We start from the raw sequence: 21,188 nt of genomic DNA on the forward strand, positions 1-21,188 counted from the left end.
CCATGCCCGGCGCGAGGTCCGGGCGTGGTTCGAGGAAATCTTCAAAATCGGCGGCAGAGAAGACCAGCATCTCGCCGGCGCCGTTGTGGCGGAAGAAGTCGCTGCCCTGGCCCGGCGTGAGCATGTCGGTCCATTTTTCAAAGTCTTCCAGCTCGTGGCCCGGACGCTGGGTAAAGAGGTTGTAGGCGATGCGGATGGTCATCTGCTTTTTCTCGTGCAGCTTGGCAATCACCTCGTAATCTTCCGGGTAGTTCTGGAAGCCGCCGCCCGCGTCGATGGCGCTGGTCAGTCCCAGACGGTTAAGCTCGCGCATGAACTGGCGGGTGGAGTTGACCTGCTGCTCCAGCGGCAGCTTCGGCCCTTTCGCCAGCGTGGCGTAGAGGATCATGGCGTTCGGACGGGCAATCAGCATCCCGGTCGGGTTGCCGTTGGCGTCGCGCTGGATCTCGCCGCCCGGCGGGTTTGGCGTGTCTTTGGTGTAGCCGACCACCTTCAGCGCGGCGCGGTTGAGCAGGGCGCGGTCGTACAGGTGCAGGATGAAGACCGGGGTATCCGGCGCGGCGTCGTTAATTTCGTCCAGGGTTGGCATGCGGCGCTCGGCAAACTGGAACTCGGTCCAGCCGCCGACTACGCGCACCCACTGCGGCGACGGGGTGCGCAGCGCCTGCTCTTTCAGCATCCGCAGGGCGTCGGCCAGGGAGGGCACGCCTTCCCAGCGCAGCTCGAGGTTGTAGTTCAGCCCGCCGCGGATCAGGTGCAGGTGCGAGTCGTTGAGGCCGGGGATGGCGGTGTGGCCTTTCAAATCCACCACTTTGGTGCCGTCGCCGTGGTGTTGCATCACCTCGGCGACGGTACCCACTTCCAGAAATTTTCCATCGCGCACGGCAACGGCTTCCGCGACGGGGTTTTCGCGATCGACGGTGTGAAACTGGCCGTTAACCAGAATGAGATCGGCTTTACCGAGGGTAACCATAAACTGCTCCTGACTGAGAGGGGAATGGTCAGGATTATGGGAACCGGTTTCGGCAAAGATCCAGTTATACAATAGGATAGGTATACCAAAGTATAACTATACCTAAGGTTAACTATACGAAGAGATAATTACGCGCGGAGAAGGAAAACCGCAGGATGAGGGTGACTTTATCGCCGTGGCACTCGCGGCGATTTCTACCCTTAACCACTGGAAAATGCTATGACCTCTTCAAAGCTCGAAGTGTTAACCCCTGCGAACTGTCAGATCATCTTTATCGATCACCAGCCACAGATGGCGTTTGGCGTGCAGTCGATTGACCGCCAGGTGCTGAAAAACAACACCGTGGCGCTGGCGAAAGCGGCTAAGGTGTTCAACATCCCGACCATCATCACCACCGTAGAGACCGAAAGCTTCTCCGGCAATACCTATCCTGAGCTGCTGGACGTGTTCCCGGGTCAGGACATCCTGGAGCGTACCTCCATGAACTCCTGGGACGACCAGAAGGTGCGCGATGCGCTGAAGGCCAACGGCAAGAAGAAGGTCGTGGTGGCCGGTCTGTGGACCGAAGTGTGCAACAACAGCTTTGCCCTGTGCGCGATGCTGGAAGGTGACTACGAAATTTATATGGTGGCGGACGCGTCCGGCGGTACCTCCAAAGAAGCCCACGACTACGCGATGCAGCGCATGATCCAGGCGGGCGTGATCCCGGTGACCTGGCAGCAGGTGATGCTGGAGTGGCAGCGCGACTGGGCGCGTAAAGAGACCTACACCGCGGTGATGGACATCGTGCGCGAGCACTCCGGCGCGTACGGCATGGGCGTGGATTACGCCTACACCATGGTGCATAAAGCGCCGTCTCGCCAGAAGAGCGAGCACCGCACCTTAGCGCCGGTCCCGGCTCGCTAAGTCCCGTCGGCGGGCTGGTCCCTCATCCGGCTCGCCGCTGCCTCTTTCTCTGGAGTTCACGATGAGTACTGGGCTGATATCCCTTGCGGCAGGCGTGTTGATTGGCCTGATGTATGCCGTGATGAAGGTGCGCTCCCCCGCGCCGCCCGCGCTGGCGCTGATTGGCCTGCTGGGGATGCTGGCGGGTGAACAGGCGACGCGCCATCTCTTATCCCGCGACGGCGCGCCTCCTCCTAAGGTGACCGTTCCGCAGGCGACATCGCAGACGGGAGCGTCATCATGAAAGCATGGATAATTTCGCTGGTGTGCGGCGTGGTTGCTGGGGTAATTTACGCTCTGCTCGACGTCCATTCCCCGGCACCGCCGGTTGTCGCCCTGCTTGGCCTGTTTGGCATGCTGGTGGGTGAACAGCTCATCCCGGTGGGACGACGTTTACTGAGTCGCGAACCGCTCACCCTCGCCTGGTTTCGTCACGAATGCGTACCGAAAATCAGCGGCACGGCGCCCCCTGCGCCTGCGAAGGACCCTCGCGACGTTAAATGACTGGTTAGAGGAATAACAGCATGACGCTGCCGTGGCGCATTGCCATCATTGATGACGAACGTTCCGTCCGCAGCGGGTTGAGTAATCTCCTGGAGTCGGAAGGCTATTCAACCGACACGTTTGATTCGGCAGAGGTATTTCTCAGCCATCCGCTTGCCCTGTCCGGCGCGGCGCTGGTGATCACCGATATCAAGCTCCGGGGCATGAGCGGCCTTGAGCTGTTTGACAAGCTGCGGCTGCTGGCCGTACCGCCTCCGCCCGTGCTCTTTATCTCCGGTCATGCTGATGAAAATATGCAGCGGTACGCTCTCGGTCTGGGCGCCGCTGCTTTTTTGCGTAAGCCGATTAACATCGATATTCTGCTGGATCATATTCAGCGGGAGCTGGCCCGCCGACAATAAGGATCGCGGATGAACGAACACGAGCAGCCTGCATTCTGGCCCGCCCAGGGAAATCTTCACCAGGGGCGGGTTTTTGTCCTTAAAGAGGATGTGATTTTTACCGTGCTGGCGCAGGAGGGCGGAATCGCCTGGATGCACGCGCGACATCCTCATTCCGGCGGCTCGTTCATTATCGCCACCGCGGTCAGCGACGAAGAGGAAGAGCGTGCCACCCGGCTGCTGAAAAACGAGTTTGCGCTGCGTGACGCGCTGCAGGACAGCTGGGCCATTCGCGCCGTCGCGTCCACCCAGTACCGGGGACGCTTCGCGCTGGTGTACGCCCCGTTTTCGTTTGAGTTGCTGGCGCGGCGCGCGGGCAGGGCGATCTCGGGGATCGCGCGCTTTATCGAGCTGGCGATCCAGATCTGCGTTCCTCTGCGCCAGATGCATCTGCAAAACCTGATCCACGGCGATATCAAGCCCGGCAATATTTTTGTTCATCACGATGCCACCTGCCGTCTGGGCAGCTTTGGCCTTTCATGCAGCCTCTCCGGCGCCTTCGCGCAGACCCGGCTTGCCGTTTCAGGCGGCACGCCGGCGTATATGTCCCCGGAGCACACCTCCCGCACCCAGCGCCCCGTCGATGGCCGCAGCGATCTCTACAGCCTCGGCGTGGTGCTGTATGAACTCCTGACCGGACGCCTGCCGTTTGAACTGGGGGAGGACGATCGGACCAACTGGGCGCACTACCATATTGCCTCGGCGCCGCTGGCCCCGGATGCGATTCGCCCGGACGTGCCGGGAATGCTGTCGACCATCATCCTGAAGCTGCTGGAGAAGCACCCCGATAACCGCTACCAGACGGTTGACGGGCTGATTGCCGACCTCCGCCGCTGCCAGGCGACGTTGACCGGCGAGGGCGAGATCGTCGCCTTTACCCCCGGCCAGCAGGACCGCACCCCGGCTATTCTTCTGGCGGACTCGCTGTTCGCGACGCATCCGCAGGCGAATGACGTCATTGCCGCGTTTGAGCGGGTGGGGCAGAACCGCGTGCCGGAGCTGGTGAGCATCGGCGGGCCGTCGGGGATCGGCAAATCCTCCATCATTGCGACGGCGTTAAAAACGCTCCAGCAGCGTACGGTGCTGCTGGCGGTGGGCAAAGTGGATCAGTTTTCACCGTCATTGCCCTACGGCGTATTAAGCTCCGCATTCCGCCCCCTGACCCTGCACCTGCTGGGCCTGCCGGCGGACGAGGTGGCGAAGTGGAAAATCCGTCTTTCTCGCGCCCTGGAAGGACACGAGGCGCTGGCCGTCAGCCTCGTGCCCGAACTGGGCCTGCTGCTTGAGCGCAAGCCGCGCTTCCCGGCGGATACGTTTTCCATTGATGCCCGGGCGCGCTTCAGCCATATGGTGCTGGTGCTGGTGAAAACCTTTGCCTCGCAGGGCTGTCCGCTGGTGCTGGTGCTCGACGATCTCCAGTGGAGCGACGCCGCCAGCCTGCATACGCTCAACTACCTGCTGGTGAACTGCGGCGCGATCCCGCTGCTGGTGGTTGTGGCTCACCGCGATATCGGTTCGCTGTCCGAACCCACGCTGCAACAGCAGCTGGCGAGCCTGCCGGAGGCGGCGCAGCACGCGAGCGAAATTGTCCCGCAGGCGCTGTCGGTCAAAGCCGTCTCCCGCTGGCTGGGGACGGTATTTCGCACCCGCAGCACGGCGACGACCGACCTCGCCACGCTTATCCATGAAAAGACCGGGGGCAACCCGCTCTTTGTACACGAATTTTTCCGCCGCATCGTCGATGACGGGCTGGTGGTGCACAACAAATATCAGGACAAGTGGCACTACGATCTGCAGGCGATCCGCGCCCGGCATTACACCGAAAACGTCGTCACCCTGGTGCTGGAGAAGCTGGAAGAGCTGCCCGACGAGACGCGTCGCCTGCTGGGTAGCCTTGCCTGCCTCGGCGGCACGGGCGAAATGGAGATGATCTGCCGCGTGGTCGGTATATCGATGGCGGAAATGCGCTACGCGCTGCATCCGGCGGTCATGGCGCAGCTGATCGTGCTGACGGAGAAAGCGTACTCCTTCACCCACGACCGGGTGCAGGAGGCCGCCTTTGCGCTGCTGGATCGGCATGAGAAAGGCCATCTTCATCTGACCACCGCCAGCCTGCTGGCCGACGCCGCGCGGCAGGCGGCGGGGAACGAGCTGCTGTTTCGCGCCGTACATCACGTCACGGCCGCGCTGGACAGCATCCAGCCCGCCCCGCAGCGCCAGAGGTTCCGCGAGCTGAGCCTGCTGGCCGCGCGACGCGCGAAACGCTCGGGGGATTATCTTTCGGCGCTGAGCTATATCCAGACTGCCCGAGCGCTGGGCAACGCCGGGACGGTGTCAGACTTTATGCTCGATATCGAAGAGGCGGGCTGCGAGTTTGCGCTGGGGCACCTGGCGCGCACCCGCGAGCTGTGTGACGCCATTCTCGGCTGCCCCGGCGCGCTGACCGAAAAGGCGCTGGCGGCCAATCTGCTGGTGGAAGTGTACATTCGCCAGTCGGATAGCCGTCTGGCGCTGGAGGCGGCGCTCTGCTGGCTGGGGGTATTTGGTATTCAGATCGGCCGCTATCCGGAAGATGCCGACTGCGACGAGGCCTGGGAACACTTCTGTAACCGTGCGGGCGACGCGCCGCAAACCCTGTTTGCCCCGCTCTCGCGGATGGAGAACCCGGAAACCGAAGCGGTGATGAACCTGCTCTACAGCGCCAGCATTTGCGCCAGCTTCATCTGTCCGCGCCTGCACTTTTTGCTGCTTTGCCGCATGATGCACCTGACGCTCGACCACGGTATTACCGGCGCCTCCACCACGGCGATGGCCTGGTTTGGCGTGCTGATGGGCCACCGCTACGCCGAGTATCGCCTCGGGTTCCAATACGGCACCCTGGCCCGCGAGCTGGTGAATCGCCACGGCTACGACGCGTTCGAAGCCAAAACCCTGCTGCCGCTTGACCAGCTCAGCGTCTGGACCCAGCCTTTATCGTTTACCATCGAGTGCGCGAAGGCCTGCTTTACCTCGGCGGTGACTCACGGGGATATGACGATGGCCTGCTTTGCGGCCTGCCACCAGGTGATTAACTTCCTCTCCCGGGGCGATCACCTGGACGGGGTGCTGACCAGCATCGATCGCGGCCTGGCGTTCGTGCGTAAAACCCACTTCCAGGACGTGGAGACCATTTTGATGGTCCAGCGCGGCTACGTTGAGTTCCTGCGCACGCCGGTTATCGGCACCTGGACCGCATCGCAGGTGCTGCCGGAGGCATTGCTGCCCGCGTCGCCAGAGCAGGCGCCGGAGCAGACCTCCACCATGCTGTTCTGGTACTGGCTCTACCGCGGCATGGCCCACTTTACCTGCGGCGAGTATGCCGACGCGCAGGCGGATCTGGAGATGGCGGGGTGGTACGCGTGGTCTGCGCCGGGGCACATCCATCTGCTGGATTACCATCTTTACAGCGCGCTGGCGCTTTCGCGTCAGTTAACGCCGGAGACCTTCTCGGCGAACCACCGCCGCAGCATTCACGCCCACTATGACAAAATCGCCCTCTGGGCGCGCATTAATCCCGGCACGTTCGCGGATAAAGAGGCGCTGATCTACGCCGAAATCGTGCGGCTGGACGGGATGAACAGCATCGCGCTTGAGCAGTACGAGAAGGCGGTCCGACTCTCCCGCGAGGGCGGGTTTAATCCGATTAATGCCCTGGCCCACGAGCTGGCGGGCCGCTTTGCGCTGGCCTGCGGCTACCCAACCGCCTCGGACGCACACTTCCGCGGCGCAATTGCCGCCTGGGGCCGGGCGGGCGCGCAGGCCAAGGTGCGCCAGCTGGAGCAGGATTTCCCGCATCTGCTGGCCTCCGGGCAGGCGAGCGCCTATGACACGGTGGCGTTCGCCCAGAACGAGACCATCCGCGATCTGCAGAGCGTCATCAAAGCCTCCCGCGCGCTGTCGGAAGAGATCAACCTCGAGCGCTTAATCGAAAACCTGATGACGATCCTCCTCGAACGCGCCGGGGCGCAACGCGGCCTGCTGCTTCGCGTGAGCGATAACCTGATCCCGGAGATCGAGGCCAGCGCCTGGACCAGCACCGAAGGCGTGCGGGTGCGGATCCTGAAAGACGTGCCGACGGCGACCGACATGCCCCTGTCGGTGCTGGCGGCGGTGATCCGCACCGGGCAGGAGATCCGCACCGGTAAGCCGGAGGAGTTTCACCCCTTCAGTCAGGATCCCTATCTGGTGACCTCGGGGGCGGCCGTCATGTGCGTCCCGATGTTCAAACAGGCGCGGCTGGTGGGCGTGCTCTACCTGGAAAACCGCCTGATGCCGGAAGTCTTCACCGCCGAGCATTCTCGCGTGGTGAGCCTGCTGGGGGCGCAGGCCGCGGTGTCCCTGGAGACGGCGCGGCTGTACGCCGAGCTGCTGGGGGAGAACATCCAGCGCCGTCGGGTGGAAAAAGAGCTGCGCGCCAGCCAGACCTCGCTGATGCTGGGCGAGCAGATCAGCCACACCGGCAGCTGGCGCTGGGAGCTGGAGCAGGATCTGATGTTTGTCTCGGAGGAGTACGCCCGCATCCTCGGCCTGCCCGAGCAGCAAAAGATGATCTCCATGGCGGAGTTTTTGACCTTCGTTCATGAAGACGACTACGCCCGCATCAGCGCCATCGTCACGCAGAGCGTGCGCGAAGGGCTCTCCATGCGCGCGGAGTTTCGGGTCAAGCGTACCGACGGTTCAACGCGCTATATCCTGGGGATTGGCGATCCGGTGGGCGTGGGCAGCGAGGTGAACGAGTATTACGGCATCATTACCGATATCACCAGCCAGCGCGCCGCGGAGGATGCCATGCGGGTGGCGCAGGCGGATCTGGCGAGGGTGTCCCGCGCCACCACCGTCGGGCAGCTGACCTCCTCCATCGCCCACGAGATCAACCAGCCGCTGATGTCGATCGTCTCTAACGCCGGAGCGAGCCTGCGCTGGCTCAGCCGGGAGCCGGCCCGGCTGGATAAAGTGCGGGAAGGGCTGGAAGAGATCGCCGCGGAAGGCGCGCGGGCGGGGGAGATCATTCGCAGCATCCAGTCCCTGACCCGCAAGCAGGATCCCACCTTCTCGCGCATCGATCTGCACTATCTAATCCACCATATCATCGCGCTCTCCCGCAGCGAGCTGGAGCAGCGACACATTAGCGTTGATTACCTGTTGAAGGCGCAGGACAGCTTTATCACCGGCGATAGCGTGCAGATCCAGCAGGTGTTGCTTAACCTGGTGATGAACGCCGTTGAGGCGATGGCCGAGGTGAAGGATCGCGCCTGCACCATCACCCTCAGCACCAGCAACGCGGACGGGAAAGCGATCGTTGAGATCGCCGATACCGGGAGCGGCATTGAGCCCGAGCGGCTGGAGCAGATCTTTGACTCGTTCTACTCCACCAAAGCGCAGGGGATGGGGATGGGGCTGACCATCAGCGCCAGCATCATCGAGCGCCACTGCGGGAAGCTGAGCGCGCGCCGCCGGGAGCCTTACGGCACGGTGTTTGCCTTTGCGCTGCCGCTGGCGGTACAGGCAGGGTAAACGTTACTCCGCAGGCTGGCTTTTGGTCAGGCGCTCAACGGCCCTGACCAGCTCTGCCACGGAGCGCACCTGCATTTTCTCCATTACGCGGCGGCGGTGCACTTTCACCGTGATCTCGCTGACGCCCAGCTCGGCGGCAATTTGCTTGTTCAGCATGCCGCTTATCGCCAGCGTGAGCACCTCGTGTTCGCGCGGCGTGAGGGAGAGATGGCGCTGCTTCAGGGCGTAGTGCTCTTTATTGCGCTCGGCGTTGTTTTCCGCCAGCTGCAGCGCGGACTCAATGGCGTCGATAAGCGCGGTGGATTCGACGGGTTTGGTAAGAAATTCGTAAGCGCCGCCTTTAATGGCGCGCACCGACATCGGGATGGTGCCGTGGCCGGTGAGAAAAATAATCGGGATCTCGCGCCCGCTGTCCTTGAGGGCATCTGCTACATCAAAACCGGAGATGGTGGGCATCTGCATATCGAGGACCACGCACGAAGGGAGCTCTTCAAAGCGGTGCTGAAGAAACGCTTCTGCCGATGAAAAGCCGATGGCGTTTAAGTCTGCGGATTCCAGCAGCCCAATCACGGACTGTCTGACTGCGTCATCGTCATCAACCACATACACAATGTGTTCCATTCACCGCCCCGGTGCTGTTTTACATGTCGAGGATGCAAACAGCCCCCAGGAGTGACGTAAGGGACTGTTTATGCTGACTTTCATCTTAACACATTAAATATGATTATCATTTAACAATATGATAATCATATGAAGTATAGCGATCCGGGCGGGGGCGGTGAAGGAACGAAACGCGTGCAACATGGGCAATGTGCATGGGCTCCCTCGTGATTTGCCGGTGAGGACTTTGATCGGTAAAACAGGCTACACTCTGGTTTTGAGCGCTAAATGCTGAGGACATAACAATGCACTACACACTGAAAGAAAGCGACAAGGAAAAGGCGGAAGGGTCAAACGGCGCGGGCGCTCTGCAGCAAAAACTGCTGGAGTCTCGTTCGATTGTGATTTCCGGTGAGATCAACCAGGAGCTGGCGCAGAAAGTGATCACCCAGATGATCCTGCTGCAAAGCGTCAGCAACGATCCGATCAAGCTGTACATCAACAGCCAGGGCGGTCACGTGGAAGCGGGCGACACCATCCACGACTTCATCAAATTCATTCGCCCGGAAGTGCACGTGATCGGCACCGGCTGGGTGGCGAGCGCCGGGATCACTATCTTCCTGGCCGCGAAAAAAGAGCACCGCTACTCGCTGCCAAATACCCGCTTTATGATCCACCAGCCGCTGGGCGGCGTGCGCGGTCAGGCGACGGATATTGAGATCGAAGCGCGCGAGATCATCCGCATGCTGGATCGCGTGAACAAGCTGATCGCCGACGCTACCGGCCAGCCGCTGGAAAAAGTGAAAAAAGACACCGACCGCAACTTCTGGATGTCGCCGGCGGAAGCGCTGGACTACGGTATCGTGGGTAAACTGATTACCCATTATGACGAACTGAAGCTGGATTAAGTTTTCGCGGCGTGTTTGTGTCGGGTGGCGGCTTCGTCTTACCCGACCTACACGTGCGGGTTTGACCCATGACAAGTTCCCCCTCTGCCTTCTTGCCTATAATCGCGCCTGTTTCCCCTCTTACTGGTGCTACCCATGGCGTATCAACTGAACCTGAACTGGCCGGAATTTCTTGAGAAATACTGGCAAAAACAACCCGTCGTGCTGAAAAATGCCTTCCCGAACTTTGTCGACCCGATTACACCGGACGAGCTGGCGGGGCTGGCGATGGAGCCGGAGGTCGATAGCCGTCTGGTGAGCCATTTCAACGGCAAATGGCAGGCCAGCAACGGCCCATTCGAGCACTTTGACGATCTGGGCGAAACCGGCTGGTCGCTGCTGGCGCAGGCGGTGAACCACTGGCATATGCCCGCGGCGGAGCTGGTGCGTCCGTTCCGCGTTCTGCCGGACTGGCGTCTGGATGACCTGATGATCTCCTTCTCCGTGCCGGGCGGCGGCGTGGGTCCGCATATCGATCAGTACGACGTGTTTATCATTCAGGGGATGGGCAGCCGCCGCTGGCGCGTGGGTGACAAGCTGCCGATGCGTCAGTTCTGCCCGCATCCGGCGCTGCTGCATGTGGATCCGTTCGAGCCGATCATCGACGAAGATCTGGCCCCGGGCGATATTCTCTACATTCCGCCTGGATTCCCGCACGACGGTTTTACCCATGAAACGGCGCTCAACTACTCCGTCGGCTTCCGCGGGCCGAACGGTCGCGATCTGATCAGCAGCTTCGCCGATTATGCGCTGGAAAACGATCTGGGCGGTGAGCACTACAGCGATCCGGATCTGACCTGTCGTGAACACCCGGGCCGCGTCGAGCAGTACGAGCTGGATCGCATTCGTCAGATGATGATCGACATGATTGGCAAGCCGGATGATTTCACAAAATGGTTCGGCAGCTTTGTCTCCACGCCGCGCCACGAGCTGGATATCGCCGCCGCCGAGCCGCCGTACGCGCCGGAAGAGGTGCTGGACGCGCTGCAGGGCGGCGAAACGCTGTCTCGCCTGAGCGGCCTGCGCGTGCTGAACATCAACGGCAGCTTCTTCATCAACAGCGAACAGCTGGAGACGGTTGACGCGAAGGCGGCGGATGCGCTGTGCCGCTTCACCGAACTCGGTCAGGCCGAGCTGGGCGATGCGCTGAAAAACCCGGCGTTTGTCGAGGAGCTCACCGGGCTGATTAACCAGGGGTACTGGTATTTCGACGAGTAGTGCGGCACGGTTTCTCCCTCTCCCTGTGGGAGAGGGTCGGGGTGAGGACATCAGGCCGCACTAGCCCTCCTCCATCGCAATCACAATCGCTTCGCCCAGCTTCTTCAGCGCCTCGCGATTTTTGTCCGTCGGCGGCAGCGCCACGTTGATCCGCAGGCAGTTGCGGTACTTCCCGGAGGCGGAAAACAGCGACCCGGCCGCGGCCTGGATTTTCAGCCGGCACAGCTGCTTGCTGACGCACACCATATCGACCTTCTCCGGCAGCTCAATCCACAGCAGGAAGCTCCCCTGCGGGCGCGTGACGCAAATCTCTGCCGGAAAATACTGCCGCACCCAGCAGGTGTAGGTTTCCATATTCTGCTGATAAATCTGGCGCATACGGCGCACGTGGCGATGGTAATGACCGTCGCGAATAAACGCCGCCACCGCCATCTGTGTGCCCGGCACGTTAAACCCGCCGGCGGCGTATTTCATGTGCATCACCCGGTCGTAGTAGCGTCCCGGCACAATCCAGCCGACGCGCAGGCCCGGCGCCACGGTTTTGGTAAACGAGCTGCAAAGGATCACGCGGCCGTCGATATCCATCGAATGAATGGTGCGCGGGCGCGGGTACTCCGCCGCCAGCTCGCCGTAAATATCATCCTCGACAATCACGATATCGTGCCGCTGGGCGAGGGCCAGCACCTGCTTTTTCCGCGTTTCCGGCATGATAAATCCGAGCGGGTTATTGCAGTTGGGCACCAGGATCACCGCCTTGATCGGCCACTGCTCCATTGCCAGCTCTAACGCTTCGATACTGATCCCGGTCTCGGGATCGGTAGGAATTTCAATTGCCTTGATGTCAAACCCGCGCAGCATCTGCATGGTGCCGTGAAACGACGGCGATTCCACCGCCACGATATCCCCCGGTTTACACACCGAGAGCAGGGCGATAGACAGCGCGCCGTGGCAGCCGTTGGTAATGACAATGTCGCTTGCCGAGACGGTGGAGCCGCCGTCGAGCATCAGGCGGGCGATTTGCTCACGCAGCTCCAGGCGCCCGTCGAGCACGTCATAGCTCAGCATCTCGCCGGGATTATGCTGCGCAATGCGGCTCATCTCGCGCCACAGGGGCTTCAGGCTCGGCTGGTTAATGTCCGGCGAACCGCCGCCAAAGGAGATCATCTCTTTGTCGGCGCGGGCGTCCAGCAGCATCATCACCTCATCCCACTGGGTAACGTCCACGGGGCGCTGCACCGGGCGCGTCATCGCCGGGACGGGCGGCTGGGCTTTGCGCGGTGAGACAAAATAGCCGGAGCGCGGCTGGGGCGTGATCAGCTGGAGGTTTTCGAGGATCTGGTAGGCCTGCTGTATGGTGCTGATGCTCACGCCGTGCTCCTGACTCAGCGTGCGCACCGACGGCAGACGTTCGCCGCTGCGATACAGCCCTTGCTCAATGCGTTCAGCCAGAAGATTGGCCAGATGTTGGTAGCGTGTCATGCTGTATCCTTTGTTTTCACCATACAGATTATAAAACCAGTACAGATTGCTGCGAAAATTGCCATGCAGATACTGTTTTAGCGGATCTGTATGTTAAACAAAAGGTGTTTTTGCATCTGTATTGCACGGGTGTATTTCCGGGATGATAACCCCACTGACACAGTGAGGAGAGCATCATGGAATTTTACGAGAATCGTTCAAAACGTCCGTTTATTGTGTTCGTCTGGATCGGGAAAACGATCTGCAACTGGTATCGCATCAACCGTACCCGCCGCATATTGAGCCAGATGAGCGACGAGCAGCTCAAGGACGTTGGGTTGTCGCGCAATGATATTTAAACCGTAGGCCGGGTAAGGCGAAGCCGCACCCGGCGATGTTCAGCGCAACAGCGCAAACGTCTGCCGCTTCGGCCTTTCCAGCAGCGCCACCGCCTCTTCATACGACCGCACGTTGTTATACCCCATCACCAGCCCGTAGCGCTTCCCGGACCCGCGATACCACTCCGAAAGCGCATTGACCTGCAGCTGCTGTTCCTGCCAGCAGCGCGCCACTTCCCGGTCACGGCTTCCTCTGGTCAGGAACGCCACGATATGCATTCCACCGTCGTTTTGCTCGGTGAAAAACAGATCGCCATACACCTCGCGCAGGGCGGCAATCATCCAGTCGCGTCGGGTCTGATACAGCGCGCGCATCTTTTTCAGGTGACGGAAAAAATGCCCTTCGTTGAGAAACGCGGTGAGGATCTTTTGCGTCAGCACCGGCTGGCCGCTGGTGGTGATATCCGCGCAGTCGGTAAAGGCCCCGACGGTGCTGGCGGGCATCACCACGTAGCCCATGCGCAGCGACGGCATGATGGTTTTACTGAAGGTACCCATAAAAATCACCCGGTCGTGATGGTCGAGGCTTTTCAGCGACGGCAGCACCTTGCGGGTGTAGTGAAACTCCCCGTCGTAATCGTCTTCGATAATCCACGCCTCGTTCTGGCTGGCCCAGTCGAGCAGCTGCTGTTTACGCGGCAGGGAGAGCGTGACCGCCAGCGGGCTCTGGTGCGACGGGGTGACGATGGCAAAACGGGCGTCGCGATGGTGACGCAGCAGGTAGTCCGTGTCGATGCCGCAGCGATCGACCGGCACGGTGTGCAGGCGCGGCACGATCCGCTTGAGCAGCTGCTGGCCCATAAAATAGCCCGGATCTTCAAACACCACCTTGTCGCTGCGGCTGGCGAGGGTGTCGAGGATCAGCCGCAGGCTGCCGCTGTAGCCACTGGTGATCAGCACCTGCTCGGCGGTGCAGGAGAGCCCGCGCGAGATGTTGAGGTAGCTGGCGATGGCCTGGCGCAGCGGATACCAGCCCAGAACGGGCGGGTTGAGCATCTCCTCCTGACGCATGGCCCGTGTCGCCTGGCCCGCCAGCAGCAGCCACTTTTTATACGGGAAACTGTCGAGGGCGGGGATGCCGGGGCGCAGAAACCCGGCCCGCTCGCGCTGGCTGATGAGCGAGGCCGGAAGCGCCCCGGTGGGCTGCTCCGCAGGGGCAGTCTTATCCGGCAGCAGTAAGTCCGGGTTAACCCGCGTGCCGCGCGCGCCCTGGCTCACCAGATACCCTTCACCCGTCAGAATGGCGTACGCCGTTTCGACGGTTTTACGCGCCACCTTCAGCTCTTCCGCCAGCACGCGGATAGCAGGCACCCTGTCGCCCGGCTTCAGCACGCCGCGCGTGATGTTGTCGCGATAGCGGGAATAAATCTCGTGATAGCCCGGCTTCATGTCCTACCTCATTTCACGCTTTTTGTATCTTTTTACTATGTCATGAACGGCGTAGATTTGCCCCATCGCATGACACATGCCGCACAAAAAGAGGAAAGACAATGAGCACTCGCGTTAACCACCATAAAGTTACACCTGCCCTCGCCAACGCGCTGTCTGCCCTGAGCATGGAGGTGGCAAAAACCTCCATCGACCCGGCGCTGAAGCACCTGATCGACATTCGTGTGTCGCAACTGAACGGCTGCACCTTCTGCCTGGATATGCACTCGAAAGAGGCCAAAATCGCCGGCGAGCGCGAGCTGCGCCTGTACCATCTGGCGGCCTGGCGCGAGTCCCCGCTGTTCAGCGCCCGCGAGAAAGCGGCGCTGGCGTTCACCGAAGCGCTGACCCAGATTGGCGTTCACGGCGTGAGCGATGCGCTCTACCGCAGCGTGGCGGAGCACTTCTCGGACGTGGAGATTTCAGAGCTGAACTTCGCCATCGTGGCGATCAACGCCTGGAACCGTCTGGGGATCACCTCCCGCATGGAACCCGGCGCGCTGGATGCGGCGTACGGGCTGAATAAGGCTAACCTGGAATAATCCCGCGCTCGCGGACCATCGCCACCAGCGCCCGCAGTCCCGGCGGGACGTGGCGATGGCCGGGATAGTACAGGCGCAGCCCGGCAAACGGCTGCGCCCAGTCGTTTAGGACGCTCATCAGTTCTCCACGCTCAAGCTCTTCACGGATATACAGTTCCGGTAAAAATCCCACCCCTAATCCCGCTTTCACGGCGCGGATCGAAGCAAAAAGATCGGACGTCGCAAAGCGCGGCGGCACGGCAAGGGCGTACGTTTCCCCCCGACGCGCCAGCTCCCAGCGGTAGATCCCGCCGTGGGCCATCCGCATGCCGATCCCCTGATGTGAAAGCAGATCGTCCGGCGTTTGCGGAATGCCGTGACGTGCAAAATAGTCCGGCGTGGCGGTGACCAGCTGGCGGATCTCCCCGGTCAGCGGCACGGCGATCATGTCCTGCGGCACAGACTCCTCAAGGCGGATCCCTGCGTCATAGCCTTCCGCGACGATGTCGATCATTCGCGCTTCGCTGACGGTCTCTACGCGCATCTTCGGGTAGCGGATCATAAAGTCGATCAGCAGCTGGTCCAGAAACAGGGTGCCGATATGGTTTGGCACGTTCAGACGCAGCGTGCCGGCGGGTTCTCCGGTGTCGCTGTGGATCTCTTCCCCGGCGAGACGGATCTCCTGCAGGGCCGGGCCGATACGCGCCACGTAGCGCTGCCCGGCGTCGGTGAGCGCCACGCTGCGGGTGGTGCGGTTGAAAAGCCGCGTCTCAAGGCGGCTCTCCAGTCCGGCGATGGCATTGCTTACCGCCGTGGCGGACATCCCCAGCTCCTGCGCTGCGCCGCGAAAGCTGCCGCGCCGCACCACCGCCATCACCACTTCCAGCTCTGTCAGACCTGAACGATGCATAGATTATCCTGAAAATCGAAACAACCCATGCAGCATAGCGTGGATTATCGCAACGGAGAAGCCGTGCCAGACTGTGCTCACACAGCCTGAGGAGGTTTATATGCACACCATCGAACAGATCTTTATTAACGGCGAATTTGTTACCCCGCACGGCACCGAGTGGTTTGATTTGTACAACCCGGCGACGGCGCGGGTCATCGGCCAGGTTCGTCTGGCGGATGAGGTCGACGCAGCGCGCGCCATTGCGGCGGCGAAAGCGGCGTTTCCGGCGTGGTCGCAGACCACAAAGCAGGAACGCATCGCGGCGCTGAAGCGCATGCACGCCGCCGTGGCCGCTCGCCACGACGATCTGCTGGAAGCGGTCATTGAAGAGTACGGCGCGCCCGCCTCGCGCTCGGCGTGGATGGCCAGCTATCCGGCAGAGGTGATTGCTCAGGCCATTGAGGCGCTGGAGGCGTTTGAGTTTGTCACCCCCGCAGGTGCCGCAACGGTGCAGATGACGCCGCTCGGCGTGGCCGGGCTGATTACGCCGTGGAACAGCGATGCCGGGTTTATCTGCGGCAAGCTGGCGGCCGCGCTCGCCGCGGGCTGCACGGCGGTGATCAAGCCGAGTGAAATGAGCGCCCTGCAAACGCGGATTGTCACTGAAGCGCTGCGCGATGCCGCGCTGCCGCCGGGCGTTTTTAATATCGTCACCGGACGCGGCGAGACGGTCGGCGAAACGATTAGCTGTCATCCGGACGTGGCAAAAATCTCGTTCACCGGTTCCACGAATACCGGCAAGGCGATCCTGCGCAACGCGGCGGAAAGCTTTAAGCGCGTAACGCTGGAGTTGGGCGGTAAATCGCCGACGATCCTGCTGGATGATGTGGATCTGGCGCAGGCGATCCCGCTGGTGATTCAGGCCGGGTTTATGAACAGCGGGCAGGCGTGCGTGGCCGGGACGCGCATTCTGGTGCCTTACTCGCTCAAGGCGGAGATCGAAACCGGGCTGGCGCAGGCCGTGGCGGCGGTGAACTCCGGCGACCCGCGCAACAGTGCGACTGACGTCGGCCCGATGGTCAGCGAGAAGCAGTGGTTGCGGGTGCAGGGCTATATCCGTAAAGGCCTCGAAGAGGGGGCACGCCTGCTGGCGGGCGGTGAAGGGCGGCCGGAAGGCACGCAGGACGGCTGGTTTGTGCGTCCGACGCTGTTTGCCGACGTGAACAACCGGATGACCGTTGCCCGCGACGAGATCTTCGGCCCGGTGCTGTGCGTAATCCCTTATCAGGACGAGGCGGAGGCGATCGCCATTGCCAACGACACCGACTACGGCCTGAGCGCGATGGTGCTGGGCGGCGATGTTGACCGCGCGCGACGCGTGGCGCAGCAGATTGTTTCCGGTCGCGTGCTGGTGAACACCCTGGCCCATGAACCGAAAGCGCCGTTCGGCGGGTTTAAGCACTCCGGTTTGGGGCGCGAGATGGGCGAGTGGGGGATCCGGGCGTTTATGGAGCCGCGGTCGATTGTGGGATAAAACCTGCCCGGTGGCGCTGCGCTTACCGGGCCTACATGAGCCCGTAGGCCGGATAAGCGCAGCGCCATCCGGCACAACACTTCGCTCCTTGCCGAAGCATTGTGCTTTTCCCTCCTGCATTCTCTCCCCAACATCACAACGGAGAGAAAACCATGATCGCAGTCCTTTTCGAAGCCAAAGCCGCGCCTGCCCATCAGGCGCGCTATCTTCAGCTTGCCGCAGAGCTTAAGCCTTTGCTGGCGGACATTGACGGTTTTATTGATATCGAGCGGTTCCAGAGCCTGACGACCGACGGCAAAATCCTCTCCCTTTCCTGGTGGCGGGATGAAGAGGCCGTCCGCCGCTGGAAGCAGAACGTCTTTCATCAGGCGGCGCAGGCCGAAGGACGGGAGTCGATTTTTGCGTACTACCGCATTCGGGTGGTGCAGCTCGTGCGGGAATATACCTCTGAAACCGGAGGGCATGCCGATGTATGACGTTCATGTCATTTTTCGCGATATCCCGGGTGAACTGGCGCGCTTTGGGCAGCTGCTGGGCCGCAACGGCGTGGGGCTGGAGGGCGGTGGCGTATTTGGTACACATGCCCATTTCCTGGTGGAAGACGGGGAAAAAGCGCGACGCGTGCTGCTCGACGCCGGGTTTACCGTACAGGCGGTGCGACAGCCGGTGATCAGAAAGCTTAAGCAGGAACGCCCTGGCGAGCTGGGCGAGATCGCGGCGGCGCTGGCGGCACGCGGTGTGTCTATCCTGACTCAGTACAGTGACCATGCGAATCACCTTATTCTGCTGACGGATGATGATAAGCTGGCCGCTGAGATCACCGAACCCTGGGCGGCCCATGCTTAAGACGAGTTTACCCCCTGACAACAGCGCGTTGCTGGAAAAGGCGATTGCCGCGGTGGCGGCAGCAATGGCCGATCCGTCGCGCGTGAAGATGCTCTGTGCCCTGATGGACGGACGGGCGTGGACGGCCACCGAACTGAGCGCGGCGGCTGACGTTGCGCCGTCGACCGCCAGCGGGCATCTCTCCCGGCTGGTTGAAGGGCAACTGATTACCTGCCTGTCGCAAGGGCGGCATCGCTATTATCGTCTTGCCGGGCACGACGTGGCGGCGCTGGTGGAGCAGATGATGGGGCTCTCCTGGAGCCGCATTACCCCACCGGAAACCAGCGCGCCGAAAGCCATGCGCGAAGCCCGGACCTGCTACGACCATCTCGCAGGCGCGGTGGCGGTGCAGATCTATGATTTCATGCAGGCGGAAGGCTGGCTGGAGGCCGACGGTTCAGCGTTGACACTCTATGGCCGGGAGCAGTTCCTGACGCTCGGCATTTCGTTAAGCGCGCATCCGCGCCGGAAGGCCTGCTGCGCCTGCCTGGACTGGAGCGAGCGGCGGTTTCACCTGGGCGGAGAAGCCGGCGCGTTGCTGCTCGACCATCTTGAAAGTAAAGGCTGGATCCAGCGGGTGGCGGGGTATCGGGAGGTGGTGGTGACGGCGTCGGGGAAAAGTGCCGTCAGGAAGCATTTTAGCCGCTAAACGCCGCTGCGGGCTGATGCCCTCACCCCGACCCTCTCCCACAGGGAGAGGGAGAACCCCCCTTTTCGCAATTCCTGCGCTTTCGCCTCTCGTTTCTTGATAGTTACCCTGATAACTATTATCTTGGCCGCGTCTGACGAGAGGTTTCCCCATGAGTGAAGAAGAACTGTTCTGCCGCAGGCCGATGGGCATGCGGATGGCGATGATCGTGCGCCAGTGGCGTGCCGTCATCGACGAGGCCATTCTCGATACCGGGTTAACCCAGTCGAGCTGGACGGTGATGATGCAGCTGCATCAGCTCGGGGATAACGTCTCAATGAGTGAGCTGGCGGAGGTGCAGGGCATTGAACTGCCGCCGCTGATGCGCACCCTGACACAGCTGGAAAAGCAGGGATACCTGCTGCGCGCCGTATCGCCTTATGACAAGCGCATCCGGCTTCTGACGCTGACGCCTGAGGGAAAAGCCCTGTTACAAAGGCTCACTCAGGTGATTGAGACGTATCAGGCGCGCGTATCGCAAAACATCGCGCCGGAACATCTCGACATTTTCAGCGCCACGTTGAATCAAATCGCCTGCAATTTGCGGACAATCCGCGAAGAAGATAACAAGACCGAAAAATAATGACCCCTGAACAAAAGTTTGCCCGCTGGGTAAGGGTGAGTATTGCCTCTTTCCTGCTGATGTTTGTCTACTTTATCGTCGCGGATATCTGGATCCCGCTGACGCCGGACTCCACCGTGATGCGCGTGGTGACGCCGGTGTCTCCGCGCGTCTCCGGCTATGTGGCGGCGGTACATGTCCACAACAATAGCCAGGTGAAGAGAGGCGATCTGCTGTTTGAGCTCGATGACACGCCGTTTCGCAATAAGGTGGAAGCGGCGCAAATCGCGCTCGAGCAGGCACGCCTGTCCAACGAACAGCTGGACGCGCAGATCGCCGCCGCGCAGGCCAGCCTGAAAACCGCCGTGCTGACCGCGCGTAACGACAAAGTGACTTTTGATCGCTACCAGAAGCTGAGCACGCTGCAGAACGTCTCGCAGGCGGATCTGGATAAAGTCCGCACGACCTGGCAGAGCAGCGAACAGTCCGTCAGCTCAATTCAGGCCAACATTCAGAACCTGCGTATCCAGCGCGGCGAGCGGGACGAGCACCGCAACGTGACGCTGCAAAAATACCGTAACGCGCTGGATGAAGCAGAGCTGAACCTCGGCTGGACGAAGGTCTACGCCCAGGCGGACGGCACGGTCAGTAACCTGCAGTTGAGCCCCGGCTTCTACGCTTCATCCGGTTCCGCCGCGCTGGCGCTGGTGAACAACCAGACCGACATCGTGGCCGATTTCCGCGAGAAGAGCCTGCGCCATACCCATCAGGGCACCGACGCCGCCGTGGTGTTCGACTCTTTCCCGGGGCACGTTTTCCGCGCCCACGTCACCAGCAGCGACGCGGGGATCCTTGCCGGTCAGGAGGCGGTAAACGGCCAGCTCTCCGAGCCGGAAACCTCCAACCGCTGGGTGCGCGACGCTCAGCGGATGCGCATTCACGTGACGCTGGACGAGGCGCTGCCGAAGCATCTGCCGACCGGCGCCCGCGCGACCGTGCAGCTCTACAACAGCGAGGGGCCGTTTGCGCGCTTCTTCTCCGGGATGCAGATCCACCTGGTGAGCCTGCTTCACTATGTTTATTAGTTCGATGTCTATTACTACCCTGGCGCGGGTGTTTACCCCGCACGGCAACATCGTCTATACGGCAAACGACTTTCGCCAGACCCTGCGCATCGTCTTTGCCGGGATGATTGCGCTCAGCATCTCCAGCTTCTACAACACCAGCTATGGCGTATTTTTCGTGGTCTACCCGATTATGCTGCTGTCGCTGGTGCCGGTGTTTAACCGCCACGTGGCGAAGCAGTTTATCTTCAGCGCATCGCTCAACTGCGTCGAAATGGTGATTATCATCGGCTATCTGGCGCAATGGCCGGTCATCATGACGCTGGTGGTCTTCGCCCTGTACGTGATGCGCTTTCGCTTTATGAGTAAAGGGCCGCTGTTTTTGTTCGGGTCCATGGGCGTGGTGTGCCAGAGCGTGATGCTCAACTTTATGAGCTACCCCACCACCAACTGGCACACGCTGCTGTTTTCCAACATCGAAGCGAGCGTGATGGCGGTGTGCCTGAGCGCGCTGATGAACTATCTTCTGCCGGACGTGGAGCCCCGCAAGCCGCCGCCGCTGATTGAGAAAGACGACG

Annotated in this window: 21 protein-coding genes; 16 read left to right on the forward strand and 5 right to left on the reverse strand. The window is 61.4% G+C overall.

Annotated elements, in window-relative coordinates; all coding sequences use genetic code 11:
- Nucleotides 1–973, reverse strand: a 973-nt coding sequence (locus DOU50_RS05575) for an amidohydrolase family protein (protein WP_148768989.1), incomplete at its 3' end; no start/stop codon positions are given.
- 219 nt (nt 974–1,192) lie between these two features.
- On the opposite strand from DOU50_RS05575, the gene DOU50_RS05580 reads away from it, so the two are divergent.
- The 5 genes from DOU50_RS05580 to DOU50_RS05600 all read left to right on the forward strand — a co-directional run bounded on the left by DOU50_RS05580 (nt 1,193) and on the right by DOU50_RS05600 (nt 8,415).
- Nucleotides 1,193–1,879 carry a hydrolase gene (locus tag DOU50_RS05580; RefSeq protein WP_008501349.1) on the forward strand — a complete coding sequence of 229 codons (687 nt, stop codon included), beginning with the start codon at nt 1,193–1,195 and terminating at the stop codon, nt 1,877–1,879.
- Nucleotides 1,880–1,940: 61 nt separating this feature from the next.
- A complete protein-coding gene (locus tag DOU50_RS05585; protein ID WP_148768990.1) occupies nt 1,941–2,162 on the forward strand; it encodes a DUF1427 family protein in 222 nt (73 codons plus the stop codon).
- Nucleotides 2,159–2,422: a XapX domain-containing protein gene (locus DOU50_RS05590; RefSeq protein ID WP_024909507.1), complete on the forward strand. Its 264-nt coding sequence runs from the start codon at nt 2,159–2,161 to the stop codon at nt 2,420–2,422. Before DOU50_RS05585 ends, DOU50_RS05590 begins: the two co-directional genes overlap by 4 nt.
- Before the next feature lie 20 nt (nt 2,423–2,442).
- Nucleotides 2,443–2,823 (forward strand): response regulator transcription factor, encoded by a 381-nt coding sequence (locus tag DOU50_RS05595; protein WP_008501346.1) that lies wholly within the window; start codon nt 2,443–2,445, stop codon nt 2,821–2,823.
- 9 nt (nt 2,824–2,832) lie between these two features.
- Nucleotides 2,833–8,415, forward strand: coding sequence for an ATP-binding protein (locus DOU50_RS05600; protein WP_148768991.1), 5,583 nt, complete (start codon nt 2,833–2,835; stop codon nt 8,413–8,415).
- A 3-nt stretch (nt 8,416–8,418) separates the two neighbouring features.
- Here DOU50_RS05600 and DOU50_RS05605 read toward each other — a convergent pair whose 3' ends face one another.
- Nucleotides 8,419–9,036, reverse strand: coding sequence for a response regulator transcription factor (locus DOU50_RS05605; RefSeq protein ID WP_032649964.1), 618 nt, complete (start codon nt 9,034–9,036; stop codon nt 8,419–8,421).
- A gap of 284 nt (nt 9,037–9,320) precedes the next feature.
- Here DOU50_RS05605 and DOU50_RS05610 point away from each other — a divergent pair, with 284 nt between their 5' ends.
- On the forward strand, nt 9,321–9,923 hold the full coding sequence (locus tag DOU50_RS05610) for an ATP-dependent Clp protease proteolytic subunit (RefSeq protein ID WP_024909504.1): 603 nt from the start codon (nt 9,321–9,323) through the stop codon (nt 9,921–9,923).
- A gap of 135 nt (nt 9,924–10,058) precedes the next feature.
- Nucleotides 10,059–11,180 (forward strand): cupin domain-containing protein, encoded by a 1,122-nt coding sequence (locus tag DOU50_RS05615; RefSeq protein ID WP_024909503.1) that lies wholly within the window; start codon nt 10,059–10,061, stop codon nt 11,178–11,180.
- Nucleotides 11,181–11,240: 60 nt separating this feature from the next.
- Here the strand turns inward: DOU50_RS05615 and DOU50_RS05620 are convergent, their stop codons facing one another.
- Nucleotides 11,241–12,659 carry a PLP-dependent aminotransferase family protein gene (locus tag DOU50_RS05620; RefSeq protein WP_148768992.1) on the reverse strand — a complete coding sequence of 473 codons (1,419 nt, stop codon included), beginning with the start codon at nt 12,657–12,659 and terminating at the stop codon, nt 11,241–11,243.
- 176 nt (nt 12,660–12,835) lie between these two features.
- Here DOU50_RS05620 and DOU50_RS05625 point away from each other — a divergent pair, with 176 nt between their 5' ends.
- The gene (locus tag DOU50_RS05625; protein ID WP_032645487.1) at nt 12,836–12,997 is read left to right on the forward strand and encodes a DUF1127 domain-containing protein; all 162 of its coding nucleotides are present in this window, start codon (nt 12,836–12,838) and stop codon (nt 12,995–12,997) included.
- Between the two features lie 39 nt (nt 12,998–13,036).
- On the opposite strand, the gene DOU50_RS05630 is transcribed toward DOU50_RS05625, so the two are convergent.
- Nucleotides 13,037–14,425, reverse strand: coding sequence for a PLP-dependent aminotransferase family protein (locus tag DOU50_RS05630; RefSeq protein ID WP_148768993.1), 1,389 nt, complete (start codon nt 14,423–14,425; stop codon nt 13,037–13,039).
- 101 nt (nt 14,426–14,526) lie between these two features.
- Between DOU50_RS05630 and DOU50_RS05635 the strand changes: the two genes are divergently transcribed.
- Nucleotides 14,527–15,006, forward strand: a complete 480-nt coding sequence (locus DOU50_RS05635; RefSeq protein ID WP_024909883.1) for a carboxymuconolactone decarboxylase family protein — start codon at nt 14,527–14,529, stop codon at nt 15,004–15,006.
- Here the strand turns inward: DOU50_RS05635 and DOU50_RS05640 are convergent.
- Nucleotides 14,993–15,895: a LysR family transcriptional regulator gene (locus tag DOU50_RS05640; RefSeq protein WP_148768994.1), complete on the reverse strand. Its 903-nt coding sequence runs from the start codon at nt 15,893–15,895 to the stop codon at nt 14,993–14,995. The two genes, DOU50_RS05635 and DOU50_RS05640, sit on opposite strands and share 14 nt — an antisense overlap.
- Before the next feature lie 100 nt (nt 15,896–15,995).
- On the opposite strand from DOU50_RS05640, the gene DOU50_RS05645 reads away from it, so the two are divergent.
- The 7 genes from DOU50_RS05645 to DOU50_RS05675 all read left to right on the forward strand — a co-directional run.
- Complete coding sequence (locus DOU50_RS05645; RefSeq protein ID WP_148768995.1) at nt 15,996–17,411, forward strand: aldehyde dehydrogenase family protein; 1,416 nt, start codon at nt 15,996–15,998, stop codon at nt 17,409–17,411.
- A 152-nt stretch (nt 17,412–17,563) separates the two neighbouring features.
- The gene (locus DOU50_RS05650; RefSeq protein WP_090419214.1) at nt 17,564–17,887 is read left to right on the forward strand and encodes an antibiotic biosynthesis monooxygenase family protein; all 324 of its coding nucleotides are present in this window, start codon (nt 17,564–17,566) and stop codon (nt 17,885–17,887) included.
- Nucleotides 17,880–18,257 carry an amino acid-binding protein gene (locus DOU50_RS05655; protein WP_148768996.1) on the forward strand — a complete coding sequence of 126 codons (378 nt, stop codon included), beginning with the start codon at nt 17,880–17,882 and terminating at the stop codon, nt 18,255–18,257. The genes DOU50_RS05650 and DOU50_RS05655 overlap by 8 nt, the downstream gene beginning before the upstream one ends.
- Nucleotides 18,250–18,945, forward strand: coding sequence for an ArsR/SmtB family transcription factor (locus tag DOU50_RS05660; RefSeq protein WP_090419211.1), 696 nt, complete (start codon nt 18,250–18,252; stop codon nt 18,943–18,945). Before DOU50_RS05655 ends, DOU50_RS05660 begins: the two co-directional genes overlap by 8 nt.
- A gap of 151 nt (nt 18,946–19,096) precedes the next feature.
- Nucleotides 19,097–19,567, forward strand: coding sequence for a MarR family winged helix-turn-helix transcriptional regulator (locus DOU50_RS05665; RefSeq protein WP_024908312.1), 471 nt, complete (start codon nt 19,097–19,099; stop codon nt 19,565–19,567).
- Entirely contained in the window at nt 19,564–20,631 is a 1,068-nt protein-coding gene (locus tag DOU50_RS05670) for an HlyD family secretion protein (RefSeq protein WP_148768997.1), read from the forward strand. The genes DOU50_RS05665 and DOU50_RS05670 overlap by 4 nt, the downstream gene beginning before the upstream one ends.
- 4 nt (nt 20,632–20,635) lie before the next feature.
- Nucleotides 20,636–21,188: DUF2955 domain-containing protein (locus DOU50_RS05675; protein WP_148768998.1), on the forward strand; the 553-nt coding region annotated here is incomplete at its 3' end.

This window comes from Enterobacter sp. C6, assembly GCF_008122455.1.
GTDB classification, from domain to species: domain Bacteria; phylum Pseudomonadota; class Gammaproteobacteria; order Enterobacterales; family Enterobacteriaceae; genus Enterobacter; species Enterobacter pseudoroggenkampii.